The organism is Salinicola sp. CR57, from assembly GCF_003206585.1.
Lineage (GTDB): Bacteria > Pseudomonadota > Gammaproteobacteria > Pseudomonadales > Halomonadaceae > Salinicola > Salinicola lusitanus.
The window spans coordinates 416,557-442,781 of the sequence record NZ_PZJL01000006.1 but is presented as its reverse complement, the minus strand read 5'-3'; the positions used below and the strand labels follow the sequence as shown (position 1 = coordinate 442,781).

Annotated in this window: 33 protein-coding genes, 1 tRNA gene and 1 riboswitch; of the genes, 17 read left to right on the top strand and 17 right to left on the bottom strand. The window is 63.3% G+C overall.

From position 1 onward, the window contains the following. The first annotated feature begins 7 nt into the window (after positions 1-7). From rnhA to nudC, 3 genes are read left to right on the top strand one after another with little or no spacing between them, the layout of a single operon-like run. A complete protein-coding gene (gene rnhA / locus DOM56_RS12095) occupies positions 8-463 on the top strand; it encodes a ribonuclease HI (protein ID WP_110709037.1) in 456 nt (151 codons plus the stop codon). Positions 464-516: 53 nt separating this feature from the next. Then, positions 517-1,266, top strand: coding sequence for a DNA polymerase III subunit epsilon (gene dnaQ / locus DOM56_RS12090; protein ID WP_110709035.1), 750 nt, complete (start codon positions 517-519; stop codon positions 1,264-1,266). Then, a complete protein-coding gene (gene nudC / locus DOM56_RS12085) occupies positions 1,266-2,036 on the top strand; it encodes an NAD(+) diphosphatase (RefSeq protein ID WP_110599909.1) in 771 nt (256 codons plus the stop codon). The genes dnaQ and nudC overlap by 1 nt, the downstream gene beginning before the upstream one ends. An 8-nt stretch (positions 2,037-2,044) precedes the next feature. On the opposite strand, the gene DOM56_RS12080 is transcribed toward nudC, so the two are convergent. Beyond that, on the bottom strand, positions 2,045-2,365 hold the full coding sequence (locus DOM56_RS12080; protein WP_110599907.1) for an SCP2 sterol-binding domain-containing protein: 321 nt from the start codon (positions 2,363-2,365) through the stop codon (positions 2,045-2,047). 128 nt (positions 2,366-2,493) lie between these two features. Here DOM56_RS12080 and sohB point away from each other — a divergent pair, with 128 nt between their 5' ends. After that, the gene (sohB, locus tag DOM56_RS12075) at positions 2,494-3,534 is read left to right on the top strand and encodes a protease SohB (protein WP_110709033.1); all 1,041 of its coding nucleotides are present in this window, start codon (positions 2,494-2,496) and stop codon (positions 3,532-3,534) included. A gap of 10 nt (positions 3,535-3,544) precedes the next feature. Here sohB and DOM56_RS12070 read toward each other — a convergent pair whose 3' ends face one another. Beyond that, positions 3,545-3,847: a metalloregulator ArsR/SmtB family transcription factor gene (locus tag DOM56_RS12070; protein WP_110709031.1), complete on the bottom strand. Its 303-nt coding sequence runs from the start codon at positions 3,845-3,847 to the stop codon at positions 3,545-3,547. A 272-nt stretch (positions 3,848-4,119) separates the two neighbouring features. Between DOM56_RS12070 and DOM56_RS12065 the strand changes: the two genes are divergently transcribed. Continuing rightward, positions 4,120-4,800, top strand: coding sequence for a 7-cyano-7-deazaguanine/7-aminomethyl-7-deazaguanine transporter (locus DOM56_RS12065; protein WP_110709029.1), 681 nt, complete (start codon positions 4,120-4,122; stop codon positions 4,798-4,800). 70 nt (positions 4,801-4,870) lie between these two features. Continuing rightward, the gene (locus DOM56_RS12060; protein WP_110709027.1) at positions 4,871-5,662 is read left to right on the top strand and encodes an alpha/beta fold hydrolase; all 792 of its coding nucleotides are present in this window, start codon (positions 4,871-4,873) and stop codon (positions 5,660-5,662) included. Positions 5,663-5,689: 27 nt separating this feature from the next. On the opposite strand, the gene DOM56_RS12055 is transcribed toward DOM56_RS12060, so the two are convergent. From DOM56_RS12055 to DOM56_RS12040, 4 genes are all read right to left on the bottom strand, one after another. Continuing rightward, complete coding sequence (locus tag DOM56_RS12055; RefSeq protein ID WP_110709025.1) at positions 5,690-6,589, bottom strand: hypothetical protein; 900 nt, start codon at positions 6,587-6,589, stop codon at positions 5,690-5,692. 24 nt (positions 6,590-6,613) lie between these two features. Beyond that, entirely contained in the window at positions 6,614-7,624 is a 1,011-nt protein-coding gene (locus tag DOM56_RS12050; RefSeq protein WP_110709023.1) for an ABC transporter substrate-binding protein, read from the bottom strand. A gap of 72 nt (positions 7,625-7,696) precedes the next feature. Then, a complete protein-coding gene (locus DOM56_RS12045; RefSeq protein ID WP_110709021.1) occupies positions 7,697-8,473 on the bottom strand; it encodes an ABC transporter permease in 777 nt (258 codons plus the stop codon). Further along, entirely contained in the window at positions 8,466-9,209 is a 744-nt protein-coding gene (locus tag DOM56_RS12040) for an ABC transporter ATP-binding protein (protein WP_110709020.1), read from the bottom strand. Before DOM56_RS12040 ends, DOM56_RS12045 begins: the two co-directional genes overlap by 8 nt. A gap of 31 nt (positions 9,210-9,240) precedes the next feature. After that, positions 9,241-9,342: riboswitch (TPP riboswitch) on the bottom strand. A gap of 69 nt (positions 9,343-9,411) precedes the next feature. Here DOM56_RS12040 and DOM56_RS12035 point away from each other — a divergent pair. Both DOM56_RS12035 and DOM56_RS12030 read left to right on the top strand, forming a co-directional pair. Next, positions 9,412-10,278, top strand: coding sequence for a hypothetical protein (locus tag DOM56_RS12035; protein ID WP_157958224.1), 867 nt, complete (start codon positions 9,412-9,414; stop codon positions 10,276-10,278). A gap of 82 nt (positions 10,279-10,360) precedes the next feature. Then, on the top strand, positions 10,361-12,070 hold the full coding sequence (locus DOM56_RS12030; RefSeq protein ID WP_110709016.1) for a potassium/proton antiporter: 1,710 nt from the start codon (positions 10,361-10,363) through the stop codon (positions 12,068-12,070). A 15-nt stretch (positions 12,071-12,085) separates the two neighbouring features. Here DOM56_RS12030 and DOM56_RS12025 read toward each other — a convergent pair whose 3' ends face one another. The 6 genes from DOM56_RS12025 to DOM56_RS12000 form a co-directional block, all read right to left on the bottom strand. Next, the gene (locus DOM56_RS12025; RefSeq protein WP_157958223.1) at positions 12,086-12,301 is read right to left on the bottom strand and encodes a hypothetical protein; all 216 of its coding nucleotides are present in this window, start codon (positions 12,299-12,301) and stop codon (positions 12,086-12,088) included. Positions 12,302-12,393: 92 nt separating this feature from the next. Then, positions 12,394-12,696: a hypothetical protein gene (locus DOM56_RS12020; protein WP_110709012.1), complete on the bottom strand. Its 303-nt coding sequence runs from the start codon at positions 12,694-12,696 to the stop codon at positions 12,394-12,396. Between the two features lie 107 nt (positions 12,697-12,803). Beyond that, a complete protein-coding gene (locus tag DOM56_RS12015; protein WP_157958222.1) occupies positions 12,804-13,046 on the bottom strand; it encodes a DUF1654 domain-containing protein in 243 nt (80 codons plus the stop codon). Positions 13,047-13,149: 103 nt separating this feature from the next. Next, positions 13,150-13,518 carry a hypothetical protein gene (locus DOM56_RS12010; RefSeq protein WP_110709008.1) on the bottom strand — a complete coding sequence of 123 codons (369 nt, stop codon included), beginning with the start codon at positions 13,516-13,518 and terminating at the stop codon, positions 13,150-13,152. Between the two features lie 87 nt (positions 13,519-13,605). Continuing rightward, positions 13,606-13,935 (bottom strand): STN domain-containing protein, encoded by a 330-nt coding sequence (locus DOM56_RS12005; protein ID WP_110709006.1) that lies wholly within the window; start codon positions 13,933-13,935, stop codon positions 13,606-13,608. 255 nt (positions 13,936-14,190) lie between these two features. After that, positions 14,191-14,281 (bottom strand) — tRNA-Ser (locus DOM56_RS12000). A 165-nt stretch (positions 14,282-14,446) separates the two neighbouring features. Between DOM56_RS12000 and DOM56_RS11995 the strand changes: the two genes are divergently transcribed. From DOM56_RS11995 to DOM56_RS11970, 6 genes are all read left to right on the top strand, one after another. Then, a complete protein-coding gene (locus DOM56_RS11995) occupies positions 14,447-15,118 on the top strand; it encodes a Bax inhibitor-1/YccA family protein (RefSeq protein WP_110709005.1) in 672 nt (223 codons plus the stop codon). Between the two features lie 114 nt (positions 15,119-15,232). Then, a complete protein-coding gene (gene tusD / locus DOM56_RS11990) occupies positions 15,233-15,628 on the top strand; it encodes a sulfurtransferase complex subunit TusD (RefSeq protein ID WP_110709003.1) in 396 nt (131 codons plus the stop codon). After that, positions 15,625-16,011, top strand: coding sequence for a sulfurtransferase complex subunit TusC (gene tusC / locus DOM56_RS11985; RefSeq protein WP_110709000.1), 387 nt, complete (start codon positions 15,625-15,627; stop codon positions 16,009-16,011). Before tusD ends, tusC begins: the two co-directional genes overlap by 4 nt. Before the next feature lie 19 nt (positions 16,012-16,030). Then, a complete protein-coding gene (tusB, locus tag DOM56_RS11980) occupies positions 16,031-16,318 on the top strand; it encodes a sulfurtransferase complex subunit TusB (protein ID WP_232822271.1) in 288 nt (95 codons plus the stop codon). Next, positions 16,318-16,668, top strand: coding sequence for a TusE/DsrC/DsvC family sulfur relay protein (locus tag DOM56_RS11975; RefSeq protein ID WP_110599739.1), 351 nt, complete (start codon positions 16,318-16,320; stop codon positions 16,666-16,668). Before tusB ends, DOM56_RS11975 begins: the two co-directional genes overlap by 1 nt. Before the next feature lie 20 nt (positions 16,669-16,688). Further along, entirely contained in the window at positions 16,689-17,237 is a 549-nt protein-coding gene (locus DOM56_RS11970; RefSeq protein WP_110708996.1) for an ACP phosphodiesterase, read from the top strand. Between the two features lie 6 nt (positions 17,238-17,243). Here the strand turns inward: DOM56_RS11970 and glp are convergent, their stop codons facing one another. The 5 genes from glp to DOM56_RS11945 all read right to left on the bottom strand — a co-directional run bounded on the left by glp (position 17,244) and on the right by DOM56_RS11945 (position 21,042). Then, the gene (glp, locus tag DOM56_RS11965; protein WP_110708994.1) at positions 17,244-18,446 is read right to left on the bottom strand and encodes a gephyrin-like molybdotransferase Glp; all 1,203 of its coding nucleotides are present in this window, start codon (positions 18,444-18,446) and stop codon (positions 17,244-17,246) included. After that, positions 18,439-18,969 (bottom strand): molybdenum cofactor biosynthesis protein B, encoded by a 531-nt coding sequence (moaB, locus tag DOM56_RS11960; protein ID WP_110708992.1) that lies wholly within the window; start codon positions 18,967-18,969, stop codon positions 18,439-18,441. Before moaB ends, glp begins: the two co-directional genes overlap by 8 nt. After that, positions 18,966-19,301: a DUF1244 domain-containing protein gene (locus DOM56_RS11955; protein ID WP_110599730.1), complete on the bottom strand. Its 336-nt coding sequence runs from the start codon at positions 19,299-19,301 to the stop codon at positions 18,966-18,968. Before DOM56_RS11955 ends, moaB begins: the two co-directional genes overlap by 4 nt. A gap of 62 nt (positions 19,302-19,363) precedes the next feature. After that, positions 19,364-19,996, bottom strand: coding sequence for an XRE family transcriptional regulator (locus DOM56_RS11950; RefSeq protein WP_110708990.1), 633 nt, complete (start codon positions 19,994-19,996; stop codon positions 19,364-19,366). Positions 19,997-20,106: 110 nt separating this feature from the next. Beyond that, complete coding sequence (locus DOM56_RS11945; protein WP_110708988.1) at positions 20,107-21,042, bottom strand: histone deacetylase family protein; 936 nt, start codon at positions 21,040-21,042, stop codon at positions 20,107-20,109. A gap of 154 nt (positions 21,043-21,196) precedes the next feature. On the opposite strand from DOM56_RS11945, the gene DOM56_RS11940 reads away from it, so the two are divergent. The 3 genes from DOM56_RS11940 to DOM56_RS11930 all read left to right on the top strand — a co-directional run bounded on the left by DOM56_RS11940 (position 21,197) and on the right by DOM56_RS11930 (position 26,207). Beyond that, positions 21,197-23,980 carry a bifunctional acetate--CoA ligase family protein/GNAT family N-acetyltransferase gene (locus DOM56_RS11940; protein WP_110708986.1) on the top strand — a complete coding sequence of 928 codons (2,784 nt, stop codon included), beginning with the start codon at positions 21,197-21,199 and terminating at the stop codon, positions 23,978-23,980. Between the two features lie 182 nt (positions 23,981-24,162). After that, positions 24,163-25,365, top strand: a complete 1,203-nt coding sequence (locus DOM56_RS11935; protein ID WP_110708984.1) for a glycine betaine/L-proline ABC transporter ATP-binding protein — start codon at positions 24,163-24,165, stop codon at positions 25,363-25,365. Further along, entirely contained in the window at positions 25,365-26,207 is an 843-nt protein-coding gene (locus tag DOM56_RS11930) for a proline/glycine betaine ABC transporter permease (protein ID WP_110708982.1), read from the top strand. Before DOM56_RS11935 ends, DOM56_RS11930 begins: the two co-directional genes overlap by 1 nt. Positions 26,208-26,225 lie beyond the last annotated feature (18 nt).

Genomic DNA, 26,225 nt, shown 5'->3' with positions numbered 1-26,225 from the left:
CCCTACGATGCCTGCCGTGACGATCTACACCGACGGTGGGTGCCGCGGCAACCCGGGCCCCGGTGGCTGGGGGGCCTTGCTGGTCTCCGGCCGACACGAGAAGCCGATAAAGGGCGGCGAGGCCGAGACCACCAATAACCGCATGGAATTGATGGCCGCCATACAAGCGTTGCGTGCACTGGATCGGCCGTGCCAGGTCTCCCTCTGGACCGACTCCCAATATGTCCGCAAGGGCATCACCGAATGGATCCACGGCTGGCAGAAGCGGGGCTGGGTGACCGCGGCGAAACAGCCGGTGAAGAACGCGGAACTCTGGCGGGAGCTGCTTGCCGAGACCCGCCGTCACCGTATCGAGTGGCACTGGGTCAAGGGCCACAGCGGACACCAGGGCAATGAAGCGGCCGACCGGCTGGTCAACGAGGCGATCGATGAAGTGGTCGCCGGGCGCCGCGCGGCCAGGTAGCGAGTTACCATCCGCAATGACAGGAATACCGCCAGACTACAGCGAGGATAACCATGCGCCAGATCGTCATGGATACGGAAACCACCGGTATCGATCCGCGTGAAGGCCATCGCATCATCGAGATCGGTGGTATCGAACTGATCAACCGCCGGTTTACTGGACGGACCTATCACCAGTACGTCAATCCCGAGCGGGACATCGAGGCGGAAGCCATCGGGATTCACGGCATCACCAACGAGCGGGTCGCCAACGAGCCAGTGTTCGCGCAGATCGCCGACGGACTCTGGGAATTCATGCGGGGTGCGCAGTTGGTCATCCACAACGCGCCCTTCGATGTCGGGTTCTTCGATCATGAATTCAGACTGCTGAAAGCCGCGCGTGGCGAACCCGTTCTGGGGCCGGTGGCGGAGCACTGCAGCGTGCTGGATACGTTGAAGATGGCGCGCGAGATGCATCCGGGACAGCGCAACAGCCTCGATGCGCTATGCAAGCGTTACGACATCGACAACGGTCAACGCGTGCTTCACGGCGCACTGCTGGACTCCGAGATCCTCGCCGACGTCTATCTCGCCATGACCGGGGGCCAGACCGCACTGTCGCTGGCAGGCAACGACGAGGGGGGCGATCGCGAGGCGGGCGGCGCCAGCGGGCTGCGGCGTATTGACCGTGACGGCTTGACGCTGGCGGTCACCCGACCCAGCGAAGCCGAGTGGCAGGCTCACCATCAGCGTCTCGAGCAGATTCGTCAGGCGGCCGGCGAGTGCCGCTGGGATGCGCTGACGGCAACGGAGACCCAGCACTGATGCTACGGCGGGAAATACCGCCGATGGACGTCGTCGGCGGCTGGTTGCTGCGAATGAACGCCACTGGGGTGGCGCCCGCCGAATCGGGCAGCATGCTCGGTTATTGCCGGCGGTGGCCGGACCAGGCGCTGCGGCTGGGATACTGGGAGGGCGAGCCGGTCGCTGTCGTGGTCGAGGCGGACGGCGACGACTGGCCGGGCTTCCGTGACTGGTTGGCCCAGGTGAGCGTCGCGCAGAGCGAGTTGTTGGCGACCGCACTGCAGGTCACTCGCTGGGAACGCGACCATCGTTTCTGCGGACGGTGCGGCAACGCCACCCGACGCTTGACCCATGAGTTCGCGATGCAGTGCGACCACTGCGGCTTGCGCGGTTATCCGCGGATATCGCCCTGCATCATCACGCTGGTGACCCATGGCACGGATATGCTGTTGGCGCGAAGCCCTCGCTTTCCGCCCCAGCGGTATTCGACCCTGGCGGGTTTCATCGAACCCGGAGAAGCCGTGGAGGCCGCCGTTCGGCGCGAGGTCATGGAGGAGGTGGGCGTGAACGTCGGCCGGGTCAGCTTTTTCAAGAGCCAGTCCTGGCCATTCCCACACTCTTTGATGATGGGCTTCTTCGCCGAAGCGGCCAGCCGGGATATTCGTATCGATGGCCAGGAGATCGTGGATGCGGCCTGGTTCAGCCCGACGACGTTGCCGCAACTGCCGCCGGCGTACTCGATCTCCCGTCAATTGATCGAGACCCACCGGGGCGCGGTTGCGGTGCGTTGACCCGCGGCTTAGCGACTGGACTTGGCGAAGAGCTTGGGCAGGCGGCTCGCGAGTCCGATGTCGCCCTTGACCTTGACCTTGCCCGTGAGCAACGCCTGCATCGAGTTGAGTTCCTTCCTGACCAGTGCCATCAGCGTTGCCGTGTCGCTGGTGATGGTGACGCCGGGAGTCGGATGGCGGCCGGGCTGGATGTCGAGCGAACCGTCTTCGATGGTCATGTGGTAATCGTCGACATCGTCGAGATCGAACTGGTAGATGGCCGAAACGCCCTCGGCCGCCTCGGCGTCGAATCGGGCCCTGAGTTTGGCGATCAATGGATCGTCGTTCATGATGACATCTCCCGTGACAGAAGCGCTAAGCAGATCATTGCCGGTATCGGCACGCAAGCGCCGGAGCAGCTTAATCGCCTGTGGCGAGTTGCTCAAACCGAAGAAGTTTCCGAACCAAGGAGTGTGACGTGATCGAATGGCTGGCCGAATACGGCCTCTTTCTGGCGAAAACGGTAACGCTGGTCGTCGCCATCGGGATCATTCTGGCGCTGATGGCTCACGGGCGGCGTCGAGGTCGGGGCGACAATGAAGCCAAGTTGACGGTCACGGAGCTCGATGAGCGGTTTCAGCGCCGATCTCGACGATTGCGCCTGGCCGCCGAGCCCAAAGCGCGTCGCCGACAGCTGGCCAAGCGGCTGCGTAAAGCTGCCAAGCAGGCAGACAAGCAGGGGGCCTCGCAGGACTCGGAGCGAGTGTGGGTCCTCGATTTCGATGGCGATCTCAAGGCCTCGGGCACACCGGCGCTGGCCGAGCTGGTATCCCTGCTGCTGGAAGAGCTTCGCGATGGAGACGAGATCGTGTTGCGCCTGCAGTCCGGCGGCGGGCTGGTGCACAGCTACGGGTTGGCAGCGGCGCAGCTGGATCGCCTGCGTGATGCGGGAGCACGGTTGACGGTGTGCGTCGACAAGGTCGCCGCCAGCGGCGGTTACATGATGGCCTGCTGCGCCAACCATCTCATCGCGGCACCTTTTGCCGTGATCGGTTCGATCGGCGTCGTGGCGCAGATACCCAACGTTCACCGTCTGCTGAAACGGCACGACGTGGATGTCGAGCTTCTGACGGCGGGGCGCTACAAGCGGACCCTGACCGTGCTGGGCGAAAACAGCGAGGAAGGCCGGACCAAGTTCATCGAGGACCTCGAGTCCACCCACGACCTGTTCAAGCGTTACGTGGCCGCCCGTCGCCCCTCGCTGGATATCGAGCGAGTCGCGACCGGGGAGATCTGGTATGGGAGTGAAGCCCTGGAAGCGGGACTGGTCGATGCGGTGGGCACCAGCGATGCCTATCTACTGAGACGGCAGGGAGATCGAGCGCGAATTCTGAAAGTGTCGCTGGCATCTCGTCCCGGCCTGCTGGGGAGGCTGGGCAAGGGAGTGGAAGGCGGCATGGAAAACTGCATCGATCGCGTGCTGCAGCGGGTCGATGACCTGCGCTGGGAACGTCGCTAGCACTCGCCAGCTACGCGATATCCAGTTCACCGAGTGTCCGAATCAGACGCTCGGCCACGTTGCCACGCAGCGAGTAATAGATCACTTGAGAGCTGCGTCGCGTCGTCACCAGGCGTTCCTGGCGTAGCACGGCAAGATGTTGGGAGAGCGCCGACTGGCTGAGCGTCATCTCCTGATTGATCTGTGTAACGGAGCGCTCTCCGTTCATCAGAAGACAGAGTATGCGTAGCCGGCTCTCGTTGGCGACGGCCTTTAGCGTGGCGGTCGCTGGGCCAATCTGGTGGTCTCCCAGTGGGGCAGCCATTGTCGTCATAGTCAAAATTCCCAAGCACGCTGGGCGGATCGCCGCCGCTGAACCTCATGTTCAGGCGTTTCTGATATTAGCCTAATGTAACTTAAAGTTACAATAGTTTTTGATGTGTCTCTCGTGGCAGGGCTGGTGCTTGCGCGTCGGGATCCCTATAATTCGCGCCCGCTTCAGATCGTCTGAATCGCTCCTTTATCACCCAGAGGGTTCCCTAACCCCTCGGCCTGGCGCCGGTAGATCGCCTTCCGCAGCGCCTCGGCAGACGAAAAAGGTTTCTCATGCTTGCACTCGACAACCGTCAACTTCGATTCGCCTTGCTCTGCCTGGTGAGCTTCCATGTGCTGGTGATCACGGCCAGCAACTATCTGGTTCAACTCCCTTTCACTCTGTGGGGCTTGCATACCACCTGGGGCGCTTTCAGCTTTCCGTTCATCTTCCTGGCAACCGACCTGACGGTGCGGCTGTTCGGCAAGCCAGCGGCAAGAAGAATCGTCGCCGGGGTCATGGTGCCTGCGCTGCTGGTCTCCTACGCGGTATCCGTGCTGTTCCAGCAGGGGCGTTTTCAGGGCCTCGAGGCACTGATGGCGTGGAATCTCTTCGTTGGACGCATCGCGCTGGCGAGCTTCATGGCTTACGTCCTGGGTCAGTTGCTCGATATCCACGTGTTCGACCGGCTGCGCAGGCTTCGCGCCTGGTGGGTCGCGCCGACGTTCTCCACGATCGCCGGCAATCTGGCGGACACCTTCGCCTTCTTCGCCATCGCCTTCTGGCAAGGCCCGGACCCCTTCATGCGTGAGCACTGGGTGGAAATCGCCTGGTTCGATTACGCGGTGAAACTATCGATCAGCCTGATCTTCTTCCTGCCACTCTACGGCGCACTGCTGGCCTATCTTGGCCGTCGCCTGCTGACGCGGGGCGATCAGGTCAATCTGCCGGGCATGTCACGCGGGCGGGGATGACCGGCTGTCTTTGTTATTCTAGGGAGGGAAGCGGTGGCCGTTCCGGCTGCCGAATCGGATCTCGGGAGGGATGACGTTGCAACTTCACTGTATCGATACCGGCGCACCGGACGGGGTGAGCCCGGCGTTACCGCTGGTCGTGCTGCATGGCCTGTTCGGTAGCGCGGACAACTGGCGCTCCCATATCAAGCAGTGGCAGGACGATCGTCGCGTGGTTGCGGTTGACCTGCGCAATCATGGACGCTCGCCCCACGTCGAGGGAGTGCGGTATGCGGCGATGGCGGCCGACGTCATCGCGCTGCTGGACGATCTCGGCATCGAGCGATTCGACCTGCTGGGCCACTCGATGGGCGGTAAGGTCGCCATGACGCTGGCCCGGTCGAACCCAGCGCGGGTGGCGCATTTGATCGTCGCCGATATTGCGCCTGTCGCCTACGATCATGGCCACGATGACGTCTTCGCCGCGATGCGACGGGTCGAGGCGGGCAGGCCGACCTCGCGGCGCGATGCCATGGCGCTGATGCAGGAAGAGATCGACGATGCCGCCACCTGCCAGTTCCTGGCGACCAATCTGCTTCGCGGCGACGATGGCGTCATGCACTGGCGCGTCGGCCTCGACGAAATCAGTGCCGGGTACGAAGACATCATCGCCCCACCAGACGGCGACCGGCCTTTCGAGGGCCCGGCACTATTGATTCGCGGCGGTGCCTCGCCCTACGTTCAGGATCGTCATCGCGATACGATCGAGGCGGTGATGCCCAACGTCGAGTGGCAGACACTGGAAGGCGCGGGGCACTGGCTTCACGCCGAACAGCCCGACGCGTTTCGGGACGCCATCAATCGTTTCATCGCCAACTCGTGACAGCGCGGCTTTTCGGCCGCGCTGGCATCATGTCATGTCGATCTCGCCATCGATCGGGATCGGCTCGATCCTGCCGTCGGGCGCCGACAGGAAGCGATTGAGAATGCGGTAGGTGTCGATGTCGAAGCCGCGGGCGTCGGGTAGGGCCTGCAGGTTTTCGAGCCGCCCGACGCTGCCCTGATAGTGCCAGTGGTCGACGACATGCAGCCCGACGTCGCCGTCGGGCCCGCTCTCCCGGAAGGCGACGCGACCGGGCCACGGCCAGTTCTCGATACGCAGCCGTTCCATCGCGTCTCGTGCTCTCCGGGTGTGGGCCTCCTGAGGTTCCGCGCCGCAGCATGCGCCCAGACAGCGGCCGATCTGATAGCCAAAACAGCGACCCGCTCCTTTCTCCAGCCCCAGCACCTGGAGGCAGAGCGACTCCTGGTTGGCAATATCCCGCAACGTCATCTGGGCGTCGCGACGATTACGAAACAGGCCATGGAACCGGGAGCGAGCCGTGACCACCCACTGGCCGTCGGTCAGCGTCGGCTGCGCCTCGCCTTGGGGCCAGTTCCAGCTCACCATGCGTGTCCGCTTGCGAAGTTGCCGATTGTAGAGCGGTATCCAGCGCTTGATCAGGTCAGCTTCCAGGAGTTGGGCCCCGAGGTCGCCGCTGGTGCGTAGCCAGGCCACACGCTGAGTCTGCGCTACCATCTGAGCGTGTCTTCTGGATACTGGCTGCTGGACATGGCTACGGACGCGGCTGCGGATGTCGACGCTCTTGCCGACGTAGAGCGGCAGCTCATTGCTGCCGAAGAAGACGTAGACTCCCGGGCGCGCGGGTAACGCGCCCAGGTCCTGAAGGGTCGTGCTGGGCAGGGTACGGCTCGGATCCTGCCGCGGATCGTAGAGTAGCGGCTCGTAAGCTGATGATCTTGAAGTCATATCAACAATCTAGCCGATTTTTCGCTACGGCGCGTTGAGATCCACCGCCAGGCGAGAGACTGGGCTCTGCGCCTTGATCTGGGCCCGCTCCAGCAGAAACGCCTCGAAATCGCGATAGCGCTTGGCGTCCAGCGCGGCAGGGCGCAGCGCGAAACGGGGCAGGGTCGCCTTCCAGGCAGCGGCATTCAAGGGGGTGTCCAGCGCCGGATCGTAGCCGATGAAGCTTTGCCAGGCCTGATCCGGATGATTGATGATCCATGATGTCGCCTCGCCAATGGCATCCATGAATCGCCGGTCCGCATCGCGGTGCTGGTCGAGGGTTTCACGGTTGGCCACGAAGATCAGTTCGTCGTAGTCGGGGACACCCTGCTCCTCGATATAGAACGCCTTGCTCTCGACACCCTCCTGTTTCATCTGGGCCGGTTCGAAGTTGCGGAACGCCCCGGTCACGGCATCGACCTTTTCGCTGATCAGCGCCGGCGTCAGCGAAAAATTGACGTTGACCATCTCGACGTCATCCAGGCTCAGGCCGTTGTGCTCCAGCATGGCCGCGAGCAGTACCTCCTCGACGCCACCGACCGAGTATCCGATCTTTTTTCCCTTGAGCTGGGAGATATCGTCGATACCGCTGTCCGCACGCACCAGCAACGCGTTCAGCGGCGTCGCGATCAAGGTGCCGACACGGACGACGGGGAGCCCTTGGTCGACCTGGAGATGCAGTTGGGGCTGATAGCTGACGGCGAGATCGATCCGTCCGGCGGCGACCAACTTGGGCGGAACGCTGGGGTCGGCCGGCGCCTGAATGTCCACATCCAGGCCGCGTTTCTCGAATAACCCGCGCTGCTGGGCGATGATGATCGGCGCATGGACGGGATTGACGTACCAGTCGAGCATCACGCTCAGCGGGATCATCTGTGGTGGTGCAAGATCGTCGCCGGTCTCCTGCGCCAGTGCGGGCAGGGCGGAGGCCAGGGCGAGCAGGGCCAGGCCCGTCGCCAGACTGCGGCGCCATAGGTGGGAAAACGTCTTTGTCATTGCCTGTTCCTTTTATCCATTGCTGTTTATTCAGCCGTTTCGGCGCGTGGCGGTCGGCGGTGTGCGCATCTCTCACTGGTCGGGGGCCGTGCGGTCCCGCTGCCAGGGCATCGCCGCTCTCAAGGCCGCGTCGACACCGAAATAGAGCAGTACGGCGAAGGTGACGAGTACCACCAGCGCCGCGAACATCAGGTCGATCTGCAGTCGCGCGTTGGCGTTGAGCATCAGGTAGCCCAGCCCCTGGCTGGCGCCTACCCACTCGCCGATCACCGCGCCGATCGGCGCCGCGCTTGCCGCCATGCGCAGGCCGGAAGCCAGTGCCGGCAGGGCGGCCGGCAGTTGGACCTTCAGTAGCTGTTGCCGCCGGCTCAAGCCGAAGGTCCGGGCCAGGTCGAGCCAGCCCTGGGGCGTCTGGCGCAGGCCGTCGTAACCGGTGGAGGCGACCGGGAAATAGATGATCACCATCGCCATCAGTATCTTCGGGCCCAGGCCATAACCCAGCCACAGCATCAGAATCGGAGCCAGCGCGAACAGCGGAATGGCCTGACTGATCAGCAGCAGCGGTAGCAGCGTTCGACGAAGTGCACGGAACCTGGCCAGTGCCAGTGCCGTCGTCAGACCCAGCAGGATGCCGCCGATCAGCCCTGCCACGATCTCGATGGCGGTGATGGCGGCATGATGAGCCAGCAGCCCGCGGTGTTCGAACAGCGCGTTGGCGACAGCCGCCGGCGAGGGCAGGATGTAACGGGGTACCCCGGACAGGATCAGTACCAGTTGCCAGATCGCCGCGAGCGTGGCGAGTGCCAGCAGCGGACGTCCCATCCGTCTCCAGAGCGCTCGATCAGGCATGCGTCTCCTCCCGCAGTTCGGCCACCAGTTGGGCCTGGCGCTGCGGCAGTTCGCTGTTGTCGAGCGGGCGGGGACGGGGGCCTTCCGGCACCGGCATCGATACCAGTCGCGCGGGTTCTCCCTGCAGGATCAGGATTCGGTCAGCCAGGCGGAGCGCTTCGAGCGGGTCGTGCGTCACCATGATCACGGTGCGCCCGTCCAGAAGCCTGCTGGCAAGGTCATGAAGTTCCAGTCGGGTGATGGCGTCGACGGCGGAGAACGGCTCGTCCATCAGCACCACGCTGGCATCCTCGAACAGGGTTCGGGCGAGGGCGACCCGCTGGCGCTGGCCGCCGGAGAGTTCATCAGGCCAACGGCTGGCCTTGTCGACCAATCCGACCTGGGCCAGCAGTCGCTCGGCACGCTGTCGATCCCGAAGGGTGGGGCGGCCGCGCCAGTGGGCGCTGAGCATGACGTTGCCGATCACCCGGTGCCAGGGAACGAGAAGATCCTGCTGAGCCATCCAGGCTAGCCGACCCCTCAGCGGGGCACCATCGCTGGTATCGAGAACGAGATGGTGGTTGTCTGGCAGTCTCAGGCTGGCGATCATTCGCAGCAGCGAACTCTTGCCGCTGCCACTGCGACCCAGCAGGCAGGTCCAACTGCCAGCGTCGAATCGTGCCTGGAGGGCTTGAAACAGCGGGCGGTCGCCGAAAGTCAGCGAGGCATCGCGGACGATGAGTCCGGGCGGTGGCATGACAGCTCCCAGTGGGCGCGGGCGGAGTCATGCGAGAACTGCTGGCATTTCCTCCGCCGGTATTAGCCGGTTCAGGTTCCAGGGTTGTGCATGGCACTCTCAGCCCGTTGACCGGGCACCCCTATCCAGTGCAATGGATTGTACGCCGACCAGCCCCGCCTGCCCACAGGCGCGGGGCTCACCGACAAGAGGATAACGTTCATTGCGGACCGACGACGCCCCGCTTCAGGCGGATTCCGAGTTGACTCACCGGGTCTCTCAGTTGAGCGGAAGGGCGCTGATGCCCTTGCCGTTGCGCTGGCAGGATAGCGCCAACTGGCTCTGGCGGAGCGAAGAGGTGTCACCACAGTTGTTCAAATTGGCCAGGAGATCGCCGGCTAGCGACGGCTTCTGGTGGGGGATCCAGCAACTTTTCGGTCTCGATCGCTGGAGATCGCCCGAGGCATTGACCCGGATACCATCGATGCTGCCGGCCGGCCTGCCACTGTCGCCATTGCCGATGATCTTCGTCGGTCGACTGGGGAGCGCTCCGCTCTGGAGCCTGCCCTGGTGCTGTGCCACGCCGCCGCCGATGGGCGAGGCGTTGGCCGCACGGCTCGGGACGCAACTGGCACGACTGCATCGGCGAGCGCTGCCCGGCTTCGGTCATCCCGCGGGCGATGTCTTCCCCCTGACGAGCTGGCCCCGGCGGGCACAGCATTTCGTGGAGACGCACCCCAATCGCGACTGGCTGGACGACCTGCCGTCGTGGCCATTGCCGTCAAAGGTCGTCTGGTCACTGCCGGATCTGCGCAGCGACCAGTTTCTCGCCGGGGCACAGGAGTGGCGCTGGAGCGACTGGGAGGCGCTGGTCTGGGCACCACTGGAGTGGGACCTTTGCCTGCTCGAACTGGTGCTGGAGAATCGCACCCAGCGCGATGCGTTCGTGGCGGCCTACCGGCGTCATCATGCCATACCGGATCTTTCCGGTTATCGTCCTGGCATGCGTTCCCTGGCGCTGTTGCTGGCACTCCATGGCGAGCGGGCAACGGCCCGGACCCTCCATCATCCATGCTGGCTAAAAGATTAAATTTGCAGTCCTTTTTCGCCACGCAACGGTATCCGTGCATGGCATACTAAGGTATCCCCATTTGATAACCGATGGTTGATTCTTGGATTCGATCAATAGCCTTTTCATTGTCTGCGGGGCGCTGATAGCCCTGAGTATTCTGGCCAGTCGCGTATCATCGCGAATTGGCGTGCCTCTGCTCGTGCTGTTCCTGGGCCTTGGCATGCTCGCCGGCGAGGAGGGCGTGCTGGGCCTGAAGTTCGACGACTACTCCCAGGCTTTCCTGATCGGCCACCTGGCGTTGGCGATGATTCTGCTCGATGGCGGGCTTCGGACGCGGTTGCGAACGTTCCGCGTTGGCCTGAAGCCGGCGCTATCGCTGGCGACCGTCGGAGTGTTTCTGACCAGCGGCATCATGGGATTGCTGGCCATGTGGTTGCTCGACCTGTCGCTCACGGAGGGCCTTCTGGTCGGTGCAATCGTCGGCTCTACCGATGCCGCGGCGGTGTTCTCGATGCTGAAGGGGCAGGGCGTCAATCTCAACGAGCGAGTGGGCGCGACGCTCGAGATCGAATCCGGTACCAACGATCCGATGGCGATCTTTCTTACCATCACGCTCGCCGAGCTACTGACAGGCGCGGTGGGTGGCATCGGGGAGACGTTGATGCGATTCGCCCTGCAGTTCGGGCTGGGGCTTGCCGTCGGACTGGGGGGCGGCTGGGTTTCCGCCAAACTGCTGCGCTGGCTGGATCTGGCTCCCGGGCTCTACTCGCTGCTGGCGCTGGCGCTGGGCTTCTTTATCTTCGGGGCGACCAGTGCCGCGGGCGGCAGCGGCTTCCTGGCCATCTATCTCACCGGCCTGATGATCGGCAACCAGCCGGGACGCCACCTCAACCATATTCTCCCCGTGCACGATGGATTGGCGTGGTTGAGCCAGATAGGGCTGTTCCTGGTGCTCGGCATGCTGGTCACGCCATCGGAAATGATCGATTACGCAGTACCCAGCGCGATCCTGGGCATCGCCCTGATCGTGCTGGCGCGTCCGGTCGCCGTCATCGTTTCGCTGGTCCCGTTCTTCAGCTTTCGCTGGCGAGAGGTCTGCTTCATCTCCTGGGTCGGGCTGCGTGGCGCGGTTCCCATCGTATTGGCCATCTTCCCCGTGATAAGCGGTGTCGAGAACGCGGCGCTCTATTTCAACGTGGCGTTCTTCGTGGTCTTGATCTCCCTGGTGCTGCAAGGCTCCACCCTGGCTCGAGTCGCTCGCTGGATGCGCGTGGTGCTTCCAGAGACCACGACGCCCGATCGTCGGGGGCAACTGGGCGTGCTTCCGGAGAACGACTACGAGATGTTCGTCTACAAGGTCGAGAACGAATCACTGGATGACGTGCCGATCCGCCTGCTGCGTCTGCCCTCGGGGACCCTGATCTCAGCGATTTTCCGCCAGCATGCCATGCTGCATCCCAAGGGCAGTACCCGCTTGCGGTTGAGAGACGTTATCTGCCTGATCGGACGCACCGGTGACCTGCCATCTCTCAACCGGCTGTTCAATGGGGAAGCGAAGCTCAAGCGCGAGCGCGCCTTCTTCGGTACCTTTACCCTGGACGGCGAAGCGCTCATGCAGGAAGTCGCCAGTGCCTACGGTTTGACCCTGAGCCCGGGAGAGCAGGAGATGACGCTAGGTGAGTTCGTGGCGCTGCGTGTCGGCGGTCATCCCGTCGTCGGAGATGACGTCGACTGGCATGGTTTTCACTGGGTAGTCAGTGAAATGGAGGGAAATCGCGTGACGCGGGTGGGGCTGCGCCTCTACCACTGAGGCCGACGGCCGGCGTCACTCGACGTCGGCATCATCGGTGGGATTGTCCAGCCGTTTGCCGGTTTCGCGGGAAGTCATCCTGTTCATGCTGTCGGCTCGCTTTTTCGCCTCGGCAGCTTCCGCAAAATGGCCCAGGCTGCCCCCCGTATCGCCATCATAGACCTCGTAGCATACCTGCTCGGGCTTGCCGGGCTTGTGCGTCTTTCTTATCTCGACGAATGGCTCTGCCATGATCGAATCCTCCTGAAGATGCATCGGCTGTCGGGTTGGCTGCGGTACCGACATGGTACGGCAGTGGATGGGGTTGTTCATCGCAAAAAAGATCAGTCTGGATCCAGGTCCCACTGCAGACCGAACTGAAGGCCATTGATCGCTTCGTCAATGAAGCCTGCATTCTGACCGTCGCGGCCAACGTCGGCCTGTTCCAGTGACGTTTGCGTCTGTGGATCCGGCCATCCCAGGCGCGCCATGCACAATTGATACTCCGGCTCGCCGGCGATCTGGTGCGTCTGGCGTTCGCAGGTATTGCTGTCACGCAGAAAGTTCGTCGCCGTCAGTCGCGGCGTCGCCGATACACAGCCAGCCAGGACAAGGGGAACGACGAAAGAGATTAACGCTCGGTGCATTATCGACATCACTGAAAGCTAGATGCAGAGTAGCACTGTTTGCGAACTCATCCGTCCCTCTGATGAAAATTTCGCCGGGCGCCTCGATCAAGGCTGTCCAACTTGGATCACGAAGCCAGTCCGGTCGTGGGAAGGCGCCAGCTCAGCAGAATATCGTGATGCGTGATGTGGATGACCCGAACCTGGTCACCGTCGTCCAACCGTTCGACGAGACGCTCCCATTCACGGATGGGCTCATGCACGTCTCGGCTGATCGTGACCTGATGGAAGCGGTTGGCATGCGCTTGCGAAATCAGCCGCTCGACACGCTGGACGAGCCTTCTCTCGGGCGTCGGGAAGGGGATGATCATCGATCGCTCCGCAATGACTGTTCGTATATACAGTTTCCGCGACATGCAGCGTCAATACAACCGCTATCGGGCCGCGAGGAGAATCCCGTGAGCGTCTCCCGGGTTATTGCGGATGACTTTCCATGTACGACCGAATGGCAGCCATGGTGGTCTGCATGTCGTCGCAGAATGACTGAGAGGGCTGGAACTCCGCGCCGCTCGCCAGCTGCTTCATTTCATCGTCATGGTTGGAGACCTGGCCGCTCTCGCGCAGCCCTCTAGCCATGCTCGTCAGCGCCTGTTGCGTTTGCTGCGGATTGTCGCTGTTCGATATATAGGCATCGATTTCCCGGGTCTGCTCGCTGACATGCTTCATCAAGCTATCCGACGAACACTCCAGAGATGAGGCCATCGCATGCATTGGCATGGTGGCCACGACCAGTAGCCCGGCAAAGGCGAATTTTACAGTTTGACCCAAGGCGGTATTCCTCATCAGGTGATGTGTCTCTTCGCTGATCTAGTTGGCTCGCGGTCCCCCCGAGTTCCCGGGATTGGGGCGGGCGAGGGGCGCTCCCAGAAACTAAGGCATTATCACGACATGGATAGTGTCCGGTTCGCTGTCGGCGATTTCCAAGTTGGTGCCTCGGATAGCCGTTTCAAGCGCTTCACGGATGGACATCGTCCCCTGAGTGCCATTGACCCGAATGCCAGCCGTCCTGGTCAAGTCGGTTTTCACGAAGCAGCCGGTAGCATGCGCCAGCTGCTGGACTGTCTCGTCAAATCGCTGCGCCGGCATATCGTAACGTGCCATCTCGTCATAGGCGTCCGTCGAGGCGATCGATGCGTCCCGGTTCTGGCTCGAACACCCGGCCAGGGCGACGAGCGCAAGCGCAGCCAACACGGGTTTCATCCACTCCTTCCCTGCCGATGCGATCCCGTGAGTCACGAGAGTAGCGGCTAACGGTCGAGGTGAATAGGCGCCGATGCCTCTGCCTCGGCTCGGAGAAGCGGGGCTGACCCTGCGCCGTTATACGGTATGGGGTTCAAGCGGGGGAGCGCGCACGTGATCCAGCCCTTCAAAGATGATTGGCTTGAAGCGGTTTGACGGGGCCAGAAACGAAAAAGCCCCGCAGCGATGAAGCTAACGGGGCTTTCGAATGCAAGGTGGCGGAGGGACAGGGATTCGAACCCTGGGTAGGCTATTAACCTACGCCGGTTTTCAAGACCGGTGCATTCAACCGCTCTGCCATCCCTCCGGCTTACGGCGGGGAATACTACCAGCTTATTGGAGCGCGTCAATAGGTTCTTTAGCTTTCAAGGAGTTATTTCGCTTTGCGGCGAGCGTATAACGCTTGTCAGGGGAACTTTGCAAGGGCATTCTGGTCTACGGGTGAGTTTCAACAGAACTGAGGGGACGACAAATGGATTATCGAACGTCGCACGACATCACCGATCGCCGATCGAGTGCGGTCAGCACCAATAAGGTGTTGCGCAACACCTACATGTTGCTGGCCATGACACTGCTATTCTCCGCCGTGACCGCTGGCGCCGCCATGGCGATGGGCGTGACGCAGCTCAATATCTTCGTGTTCTTCATCGGTGCCTATGGCCTAATGTTCCTGGTCCACAAGACTGCCAACTCCGGTGCCGGCATCGCGGCAATCTTCGCCTTCACCGGTTTCATGGGTTTCACGCTGGGGCCGATCATCGACCTCTACCTGTCGATTCCCAACGGCGCGCAGCTGGTGATGACGGCGCTGGGCATGACCGCGGCCACCTTCCTGGGGCTGTCGGCCGTGGCGCTGTTCACGCGCAAGGACTTCAGCTTCCTGGGTAACTTCATGATGGCGGGCGCCATCGTGCTGGTACTGGCCATGGTCGCTGCGCTGATCTTCAACATCCCGGGCCTGGCGCTGGCAGTCTCCGCCGGTTTCGTGCTGTTCTCGTCGGCGGCGATTCTGTACCAGACCAGCGAGATCGTGAATCGCGCCGGGGAGACCAACTATATCCTGGCAACCGTCACGCTCTACGTCTCGATCTACAATCTGTTCATCAGCCTGCTGTCGATCCTGGGTGTCATGTCTCGCGACTGACCTTAACGGCTTGATATCGACGGAAACGGGGCCCCACTACGGTGGGGCCTCGCCGTTTGGTACCATGAGCATGTCAGACTTCTCCCGGCAGCTTGCACGGAATCATCGGTCGTCATGCTCAATTACGCATTACTGCTACATGCCGCGCCCTACAGTCATCAGGCGGCGTTGTCGGCGTTACGCTTTGCCGATACCGTCGTGGCGAATGGTCACCGAATGAAAACGGTCTTTTTCTATCACGACGGCGTCCACAACGCTTCGGCCCTGATGGCGCCGCCGCAGGACGAGGTCCACCTGGCCGATGGCTGGAGGCGGCTTCACCGCGAACATGGCACGGAACTGTTGGTCTGCGTGGCAGCCGGGTTGCGCCGCGGGCTGCTGGACGTCGGCGAAGCCAGCCGCCATGGTGCGATGTCGCATAGCCTCGAAGCGCCCTTCGAGTTGACGGGGGTCGGCCAACTGGTCGATGCCATGCTGACCAGTGATCGAATGATCACGTTCGCGCCATGATCGACGTTTCTGGCTCCCGCCCCGTACCGCAGGATCTGCTGGTGGTGCTGCGCCATCCACCCCACGGTACCCAGTGGCTGCGCGAAGGTCTGGACGTGGCGCTGGTTGCGGCGGCGTTCGGCCAGCGCGTCGGTCTGCTGTTCCAGGGAGATGGCATCTACGCGCTGTTGAAGGGGCAACAGGCCGGCGCCCTGGGCCAGAAGGGCACCCATCCGCAGCTCGCCATGCTGGAGATGTACGACATCGACACCCTGTGGGTTAGCGCCAGGGGGCTGCGCGAGCGCGGTCTCTCGACGGACGACCTGATGTTGCCGGTGATACCCTTGGAAGCCAGCGCCATGGTGGAACTCCTTCAGTGCCACCCCCACACCTTGATCTTCTAGGCTCGGAACGACGCTCATGATGCTGCATCTGCTCAACCGCTCCCCTCGATCGACCGCCACCTACCAGGATTTGAGCGAAGCTTTCGGCTCGGACGATCACCTTCTGCTGATCGAAGACGCGTGCTATGCGGCGCAGCCTTCGGCCGGCGCAGCGCTCGAACCCTTTGGCGGGCGGGTATCCGTGCTCCAGGAGGATCTGGTCGCCCGAGGGCTGGCCGATCGGGTCGACCCGTCCGTCGAAGTCGTCGACATGAACGGCTTCCTGGCGCTGACGGAGACCCACGAACGCTGCGTGAGCTGGTTCTGATGGCAACCAGGACGGCAAGAACCTTGATGGTGGAGGGGCATCCCGTCGCTCTCGATCCCGAGGGCTACCTGGTCTCGCTCGACGACTGGTCGGAACGCGTCGCCGAAGCGTTGGCCGCGGACGAGGGACGCGAGCTGACACCCGCCCATTGGGAGATCATCGGAGTGCTGCGTGATTTCTACCAGCGCTTCGAGGCGGCGCCAGCCATGCGCCCGCTGGTCAAGGCGGTGAAACAGGCCCTGGGTGAAGAGAAGGGCAACTCGATCTATCTAATGCGGCTGTTTCCCGACAGCCCGGCCAAGGTCGGTGCCCGCCTGGCCGGGCTGCCCAAGCCGACCAACTGCCTCTAGGATCGCCAACGATTCCCGCCATGAACTTTCTTGCCCATGCCTGGCTCTCACGTCAAGGCAGCGACGACTTCCTCTACGGCAACCTGGTTGCCGACGGGATCAAGGGCGCGCATCTGGCGTCATGGCCGCCAGCCGTGGCCGCGGGCATCCGTCACCATCGCCAGGTGGATGCCGCCATCGATCGTCATGCGGAGGTACTGCACCTGCTGCGAATGGCGCCGCAGGCCCAGCGGCGTTTTGCCGGAATTGCGCTGGATCTGGTCTGGGACCACTTCCTGGCCAGCCGGCACCCTGACGCCAGACTGGTCGAGCGCTGCTATCGGGTGCTTGGAGCGCGGCCGGCGCCCTCGCGGCTCGAGGGCCTGGTGCCGGCGATGATCGATGGCAACTGGCTGCAGCGCTACGCCGACTTCGACTTCACCTGCCGTGCCATCGCCGGCATCGGCCAGCGGCTGCGCGGCCCTAATCAACTCGCTGCGTTGACGCCCTGGTTGCGCGACGAATACGCCAGTCTCGAGGCCGCTTTCGTCGCGCTCTGGCCCGACATGCAGCAGCGCTTCCGCGAGTAAACCGGCTTAGCCCTGCAGCCACAGACAGTCGACCCGGTCACCGGGACGAATATGGCTGTCGGCCGGGATGACGGCAAAGGCATTCGTCTCGGCGCAGGAGGTCAGGACCGCCGAGCTCTGTTCGGGGTAGGGCGTGGCAAGGATGCGCTCACCGTGAAACTCGAGATTGGCGCGCATGTAGTGACGTCGACCCTGGGTGCGGGTCTCGAACTGGGCCTCGGCGCTGATCACCGGAAGCGACTCCTGGTCGGAACAACCCTGGAGTCTGCCCAACAGTGGCCGCAGGTAGAGCCAGGCGCCGACATAGCTCGATACCGGGTTACCGGGCAGCCCCACCAGGCGCGTGGAGCCGATCGTCCCCAGCGCCAGCGGTTTGCCCGGTCGCATCGCCAGTCGCCACAGCGAGAGCGTTCCGAGCCGTTCCAGCGCCGGCTTGACGTGATCTTCCTCGCCGACGCTGACACCGCCCGTGGTCACGATGACATCGGCAACGGCCGCGGCTTCCTCCAGGCGTGCCAGGGTGGTGCCGAAATCGTCGGCAACCCGGACCTGGCTGACCAGCTCGCCACCGAAGCGTCGGATCAGCGTGGCCAGCATCGGGCCGTTGCTATTGTAGATCTGTCCGCGTGACAGGGGCTGGCCGGGCTCGACGATCTCGTCGCCGGTGAGCAGCAGTGCCACTCTCGGCCGCCTGACCACGTCGACCGTCGTGCAACCCTGGCCAGCGAGCAGCCCCAGCGCGGCCGCGCCCAGGCGCGTGCCGGCGCCGAGCAGCGGCTGCCCCATGGTCACGTCCAGCCCACGACGTCTCACGTTTTGTCCAGCCTGGGTCACCGGAACGATCGCGGTATCCCCGACCACTTCGACATTTTCCTGGATCGCCACGCAGTCGGCCCCGGTCGGTATCTCGCTGCCGGTGAAGATCCGCGCGCAGGTGCCGGGCGCCAGCGGCTGCGCTGGCTGGCCGGCGGTAATGCGTTGGGAGATCGGCAGTTGCCTGCCACTGTCCGCGCTGGCCAGCGCGAATCCATCCATGGCACTGTTGTCTGCCGGCGGTACATCGATGGCGGCCCGCACATCGTCCACCAGCACCCGGCCGTCGGCGTCCGGGCAGGCGATGCGCTCGCCCTCGAGCCGCGAGACGCCCTCGAGCAGCGCTTCCAGGGCACGTTCGACGCTCTGGAGTTCAGCCTGATTTCTGTCAGCCATGATCCTGCGTGCCTCGTCCCGGGATCACCAGATTGGCGAAGTTGCAGGGTCGGTGACGGCTATCCAACTGCTCCTGGAGAATCCGATCCCAGCCGGTGCGGCAGGCACCGGTCGACCCCGGCAGGCAGAAGATCACGGTCGCGTTGGATAGCCCGCCCAGGCAGCGGCTCTGTACGGTCGAGCTGCCGATCTCCTCGAACGAGAGCTGCCGGAACAGCTCACCGAACCCTTCGATATGCTTGTCGAGCAGCGGGGCGACGGCCTCGGGCGTGGAGTCCCGGCCGGTGAAGCCGGTGCCGCCGGTCGTCAGCACGACCTGCACGCCATCATCGGCGATCCAGCCCGCGACCACGGCCCGAATCCGATAGACGTCGTCAGGTACGATGCGTTTCTCGGCGAGACGATGGCCTGCCGCTTCGAGGCGGCCGACGAGGGTCTGCCCGGAGCGATCGCTGGCCTCGTCCCGGGTGTCCGAGATCGTCAGTACCGCGATCGACAGCGGAATCATGGCCGAGTCGCTCATGCTTCCTCCCGACTGCCGTCGGCGCCGGCCTTGCGTGCCTGACGTGCTTCCAGCGCGGCGAGCTGCTCGTCGGTCGCCGGTGCCTGATGATGAGCCTTCCATTCGGCGTAGGGCATGCCGTAGACGTACTCGCGCGCCGTTTCATAATCCAGCTCGGCGCCCCGCGTCTCGGCCGCGCTGACCAGCCACTTGGAGAGACAGTTACGGCAGAAATCCGCCAGGATCATCAGATCGATGTTCTGGACGTCCTTGTTCGCGTCCAGATGGCGAAGCAGCCGACGAAAGGCGGCCGCTTCCAGTTCGGTGCGGGTCTGCTCATCGAGGTGGTGCATAGCAGGAGCTCCTGTCGTGGAGGATGAGTGGCAGTCAGGATCGAATGACAGTGCCGTCTCGGTCAGTCGGTCTCGCCGGGGGTGCAGACCGAGAGCACCACGGCATCGTTCGGACTGGTGGAGACCAGGGCGTGGCCCATGTCGCTGTCGAAATAGAGCGAATCGCCGGCCGCCATCGCCAAGGGTTCGTAGAGTTCCGAATAGATCAGAATTTCCCCTTCGAGAATCATCAGAAACTCTTCGCCGTCGTGGCGGACCCACTCCTGGAACTCCTCGAAGCGGCGCGCTCGCACGATGGTCTTGAACGGAATCATGCGCTTTTGCGCCAACTGACATGAGAGCAGCTCGTGCTCATAAGTCGGAGTGGGGTGGCGCTTGCCGTCGCCACGCGGGGTGAGATCGCGCCGGCCGCTGGACTGGCGCCTGGGTTTGGTCGGCTTGAGCAGTTGGGGGAGGTCGATGCCCAAGCCGGTAATCAGCTTCTGGACCGCGGTGAACGTGGGCGAGATCTGATCGTTCTCGATCTTGGACAGCGTCGATCGGGCCAGGCCGGTACGCGTGCTGACGTCGCCCAATGTCCACTGGTTCGAGAGCCGTATCTCCTTGAGCCGTTCGCCCAGACGCAGGGGCTCGACGAAGGCTTTGCGACCGGCGGCGATTCGCAGTGCGGCATCCTGATCGTTACTGGCGGCCATGAAACTCTCTGTCGGGAGCGTGGAGTGTCGAGTCGTTGTCTCGTGTCGGAGTGCAAGAGTATCACAGCGTGAGGCGGCGGCTCTGCGCCGAGAACGACCTCTCCGCTACCTCAGACCGAATAGGCGTGACCCAGCAGCGCGATCAGGTGCGCCTCGACGCTCAGTGGCAAGGTCTTGAGGTGATAGCCACCCTCCAGCACCGAGACCAGCTTGCCGCCGGCGTGACGGCGAGCGACATCCATGGCGAGCGTGGTCACCCAGTGAAAATCCTCGTGATCGAGGGCCAACTGGCCCAGCGGGTCGTCACGGTGAGCATCGAAGCCGCTGGAGAGAAGTACCAGTTGAGGCCGGTGACGCTCCAGCGCCGGCAGCCAGTTCCGCTCGACGGCGGTCCTGAACCCCAGGCTGCCGGTACCGGCAGGCAAGGGGGTATTGACGATGTTGGGCCACGCTCCGTCCAGATAGCGCCACGGGTAGAACGCTTCCTGGTAACTGCTGCAGACCAGTACCGCGGGATCGTCGTGAAAGATATCCAGCGTACCGTTGCCCTGATGGACATCGAAATCGAGGATGGCGATTCGCTCGATGCCATGGGCGGCCCTGGCTTGGGCGGCCGCCACGGCGACGTTGTTGTAGAAGCAGAACCCCATCGCCAGCGCGCGCTCGGCGTGATGGCCAGGTGGCCGAACGGCACAGAACACGTTGTCGGCGCGGTTGCCACAGACCAGATCGACACCGCGGACCGCTGCGCCCGCCGCGAGCGATGCCGCAGCCAGCGAGTAAGGCCCCATGCGGGTGTCGCTATCGAGTTGCTGGAGGCCGCTTTGCGGTTGCTGGACATCGAGCGCGCTGAGGTAATCTGGGGCGTGCACTCTCTCGAGCTGGAGCGTCGATACCGGGCCGGGTTCCGACTGCATCGTCTGCTGCAGCACTCCGCTGAGCATGAGCCTGGCGCGAATGGCCTCGAGCCGCATGGGAGACTCCGGGTGATGAGAGCCCATGTCGTGCAGCGCGATATCGGGGTGGGTGAGATAGGAGGTGATCATTGAGACTCGCCGGCCGGTTCGAGGTAGCTCCATTCTGGGCGAGGCCGGCGCAACAAGTCACATTGTCTCGCTTCGACTTTGGTCTAGGGTCTGAACCTCGATGACGTGACCGTGTAGGGTTGAACGCATCCTTGTCGACGTCGTGAGGTTCACGGTGGCCACGCAATTCCTGCGCCGTTTTTTCGCGCCGAGATCACTGGTGGTGATCGGCGCCTCCCCCAAACCGGAATCGATGGGGGGGATCGTCCTGCAGAATCTACTGCAGGCCGGCTTTGCGGGGCCGGTATGGGCGATCAATCCCCGGGGATACCAGGAGGTTCATGGCGTGACTTGCTTCCGGCGCATCGCCGATCTTCCCGAGATCCCTGATCTCGCCATCGTCTGCTCTCCGCTGAGCGGAGTCCCGGCGGTGCTGGAGCGGCTGGGGCGCCGACAGGTCAGAGCAGCGCTGATCGTCTCGGGTGGCGCGTCGCTGGAAGACGATTCCAGCGACGGCAAGGCGTTGCGCGCGCGACTGGAACGGGCGACATTGCGCTCCGGCATGCGCGTGCTCGGACCGGAGTGCCTGGGCATCGCGGTCCCCTCCATGAAGCTCAATGCCACCTATGCCAGCCAGCCGATAGGCGATGGCAGCGTCGCCTACCTTGGCCAGTCGGGGATGCTGGGGAACGCGATGATCGACTGGGCCGCCGGTCGCGAGGTGGGGTTTTCCCATCTTGTCACGCTGGGCGACAGCCTCGACGTGCAGTTGCCCGACCTCATCGACTATCTGAACCAGTCCGGTCGCTGCCGGGCGCTACTGCTGCACCTGGAAGCCTTCGGCAATGCTCGTCACTTCATGACGGCGCTACGGGAGTCGTCGCGCAATCGCCTGGTGCTGGCGATCAAGAGCGGGCGTACCGCCGAGGCGACGCTCAGGCCGGTGCCGCCGACCGCGGGTGTCGATCGCCGAGACATCATCGTCGATGCCGCACTGGCCCGGGCCGGGGTGGTGCGGGTCGGTGATTCCGACGAACTGTTCGATGCCCTGGAGACGCTGTCGCGGCTCAAGCCGCCGAAAGGCGACCGTCTGGCGATCGTTTCGAACGGCGTGGGTCCGGCGCTGCTGGCGATCGACAGGTTGATCGATGGCGGGGGCCGGCTGGCAGAGCTCGGTGAGACGGCCGCCGACGCCTTGAAGGAGCGCCGGCTGGATGTCAGCAGACCGGGACGCAACCCGGTTGACCTGGGCGGCAGGGCGACCCCGGAAGATTATTTGAGCGCACTGGAGATCGTGACTCGCGACCCCAACGTCGACGCGGTTCTGGTGCTTCACGCGCCGACGCGGCTGGCGCCATCGCCGGCCACGGCCAACATGCTGATCGAGGCGCGCCAGCGCTTCCGCCACCGCCTGCTGGTGAGCTGGATGGGGCTGAAGGAGGCGCTAGAGGCCCGCGCGGCCTGCAATCGTGCCGGCATTCCCAGCTACGTGTCGCCGGAAAAGGCCGTCAGGGCCTTCCTCCACCTGGTGCGCTATCGCCAGGTCCAGCATCTACTGCAGGAGACGCCCCCCTCGCTGCCGTTCGACTCCAGTACTGGCCGCCGGCAGCGCTGCCATGCGCTTATCGACGACGCCCTGAATCGCCAGCGAGACCGGCTGACGCACCAGGAGACCGGTGAGGTACTGGCCGCCTACGGCATCGAATGTGCGCCCAGCGAGTACGTGTTCGATCTCGAGCAGGCGGAGCGGGCCACCGAGCGACTGCAGGGCCCCTGGGCCGTCAAGATCGTCCACCGCGACAACTGCGAGCCGTTTCGCTACTGGGGCGAGTCGCGGCGGCAGGCCACCTCGCTGGTCCAGGATCTGGAGCAGCCGGGCAGCGTCGTGGACGCCGTCGTACGGTTGGAGGCGCGTATTGGTGAGGCGCTTCCCGACAGCCCCATCTACAGCTACTGCCTCCAGACCATGCAGCGTGGCAAGGGGTCGCTGCAGCTGTGTGCTGGCATCACGCGGGATGCGGAGTTCGGCCCGGTCATCGTGTTCGGCATGGGCGGCTACAAGGTCGACGTCATGGCCGACCGTCAGACGGCACTGCCGCCACTCAACATGCGCCTGGCGGAGGAGCTGATGGACCGTACCCGGGCGGGCCGCCTGATTCGGGAGCACAGCGAGGACCCGGACAGCGCCGTCGGCTGGGTCGCCCGGCTGCTGGTCAAGCTGTCCCAGATGGCTTCGGATCTGCCGCGCCTCAAGGGGCTCGAGATCAACCCGCTGCTGCTCAATCACGAGGGGATGATGGCGGTCGACTTCGCGCTCGACCTTGGGCCTGCGTCGACCCAGGCGATCATGCCCTACCCGGAGCAGTTGCGGGAAACCGTGACATTGAACGGCATGGAGATCGAGATCCGGCCGATCCGTGGTGAGGATGCCCCATTGATCACCCATTTCCATACCTTCCTGTCCGAGCAGAGCATCCGTTACCGCTACTTCCACCACAAGGCCGTGCTGTCACCCCGGGAGCTGTCACAACTAAGTCAGATCAACTACGACCGCCAGATGGCATTCATTGCGGTCCGGCGCGTCGAGCAGGCTGGCGGGCAGCAGAGCGGTGCAGCCGGCACCGCTTCACCTTCGGAAGAGATGCTTGGCGTGGTCAGGGTATGGAACGATTCCGACAACATCCGCACCGAATTCTCGATCATCGTTCGGGACGATCTCCACGGCAGCGGCCTGGGGCGCCGATTGATGCGGAAGATGATCGACTACAGCCGGCAGGTGGGGACGCTGGTCATGGAGGGCACGATCCTCAGCGACAACCTGCCGATGCGCCGGCTACTGGCCTCGCTCGGGTTCGAGCTGCGCACCAACGTCGAGGAGGGCGCCGTGGAAGCCACGCTGAAACTGAACGAGCCGCAGAGCGACTGGCAACGTCATCGTCTCGATGCGGCGATGGATTGACCAACGAAAGAGGGGGGGGGTAGAGCCGTTTGAACGCTCATTCAATTATAAGATATTGTCGTTTGAAGGGATATCGATAAAACCGTATGATACGAAACCTAACAACACCAACAGATACCGTTCGACACGTATCCTGACAACGACGTGAAGGACATTTTCTGCTTTGCCAACCTAGGCCTGACATGACCGACACACAGCAAACCAAGATTCAAGTGCGGAACTTGAGCAAGGTGTTCGGCGACGACGCCAAGAAAGCACTCAAACTACGCGACGAGGGTCTCAATCGCGCCCAGATCCTCGAAAAGACCGGACAGACGCTCGGTCTCTCCAACATCAATTTCGATGTCCGGGAGGGCGAGCTTCTCGTCATCATGGGGCTCTCCGGCTCGGGCAAGTCGACGCTGATCCGCTGCCTCAACCGCCTGATCGAGCCCACCGAAGGCGACATCATCATCGGCGGCGAGAACATCCCCCAGCTCAGTGACAAGGCGTTGTTGCAGTGCCGGCGCCGGCACTTCTCGATGGTGTTCCAGAACTTCGCGCTGTTTCCGCACCGGACCGTGCAGATGAATGCCGAGTACGGTCTCGAGATTCGCGGCGTCGACAAAGCCGAGCGAGCCGAGAAAGCCAAGAACTCGCTCAAGCAGGTCGGGCTGGAGGGGTGGGAGCACGCCTATCCCAACCAGCTTTCCGGGGGTATGCAGCAGCGGGTCGGGCTGGCTCGCGCGCTGGCCAACGACGCCAGCGTGCTGCTGATGGACGAGGCGTTCTCCGCCCTCGATCCGCTGATCCGGCGGGACATGCAGCAGGAGTTGATCGAACTGCAGCACCGGATGAAGAAGACCACAATCTTCATCACCCACGATCTCGATGAAGCCCTCCACATCGGCGACCGCATCATTCTGCTCCGTGACGGCGAGATCGTGCAGATCGGCACCCCTGAAGAGGTATTGACGCAGCCCGCGGATGACTACGTCGCCCGTTTCACCGAGGGGGTGGACCGCTCCCGGGTCGTCACCTCCCGCCGGGTGATGCGGCCGGTGCGGGCCACCGCCCATTACGACGACGGCCCGCGAACCGCACTGCGCAAGATGAGCGAGAATGCGCTGGACTCCATCTACGTTGTCGACCGCGAACGCAAGCTGCTGGGCATCGTCGAGGTCGATGACGTCGATGAAGCGGCGAAGGCCGGCAAGGATTCGATACAAGAGCTGCTGATCACGGACTTTCCCCACATCGGACCCGATGAGCCGTTGGCGACGCTCTATCCCATGTTTCAGGGCAAGAGTTATCCGGTGGCGGTCATCGATGACCAGCAGCGCCTGCTGGGCGTGATCGTCAAGGGTGCCGTACTCGAACAACTGGCTCAGACGGGAGAACAATAATGGATTTCGATATTCCGAGAATTCCGCTGGGCGACTGGATCGAGAGTGGGCTCGATTTCCTGACCACCGAGTTTTCCGGTGTCACCCGGGCGATCTCGCGAGGGACGCAAAGCGGCATCAATTTGCTCAACGACGGGTTGATGTGGTTGCCTGAATGGGCGCTGATTGCGCTGGTCGTGCTGCTGTGCTGGAAGCTCAGCGGCCGGCGTCTGGCCATCGGTGGCTTGGCCGGCCTGGCGCTGATCTGGAATCTGGGCCTGTGGAATCCGATGATCCAGACCCTGACGCTGGTAGTCATCGCCACACTGGTAGCGATCGTGATCGCGTTGCCACTGGGCATTCTGGCAGCGGTATCCGACCGGTTCTATCGGGTGATCATGCCAATACTCGACTTCATGCAGACGATGCCGGCATTCGTCTACCTGATCCCGGCGATCCCGTTTTTCGGCATCGGCTCGGTCTCCGGCATTTTCGCCACCGTGATCTTCTCGATGCCGCCGGCCATCCGCTTCACCACGCTGGGCATCCGGCAGGTACCGAAGGACCTGATCGAGGCGGCGGATGCCTACGGCTCGACCCGCAGTCAGAAGCTGATCAAGGTCCAGTTGCCACTGTCGCTACCCACCCTGATGGGCGGGATCAACCAGACCATCATGCTGGCGCTGTCGATGGTCGTCATCGCGGCGATGATCGGTGCCAATGGCCTGGGCAGCGAGGTCTGGCGGGCCATCCAACGCCTGCGTCCCGGCGAGGGCTTCGAGGCCGGCATCGCGGTGGTCATCATGGCGATGCTGCTCGACCGACTGACGCAGTCCCTCAGCGGAAGCAAGAAGACGAAGTGAAGCAGGGTGGAGCCTGCT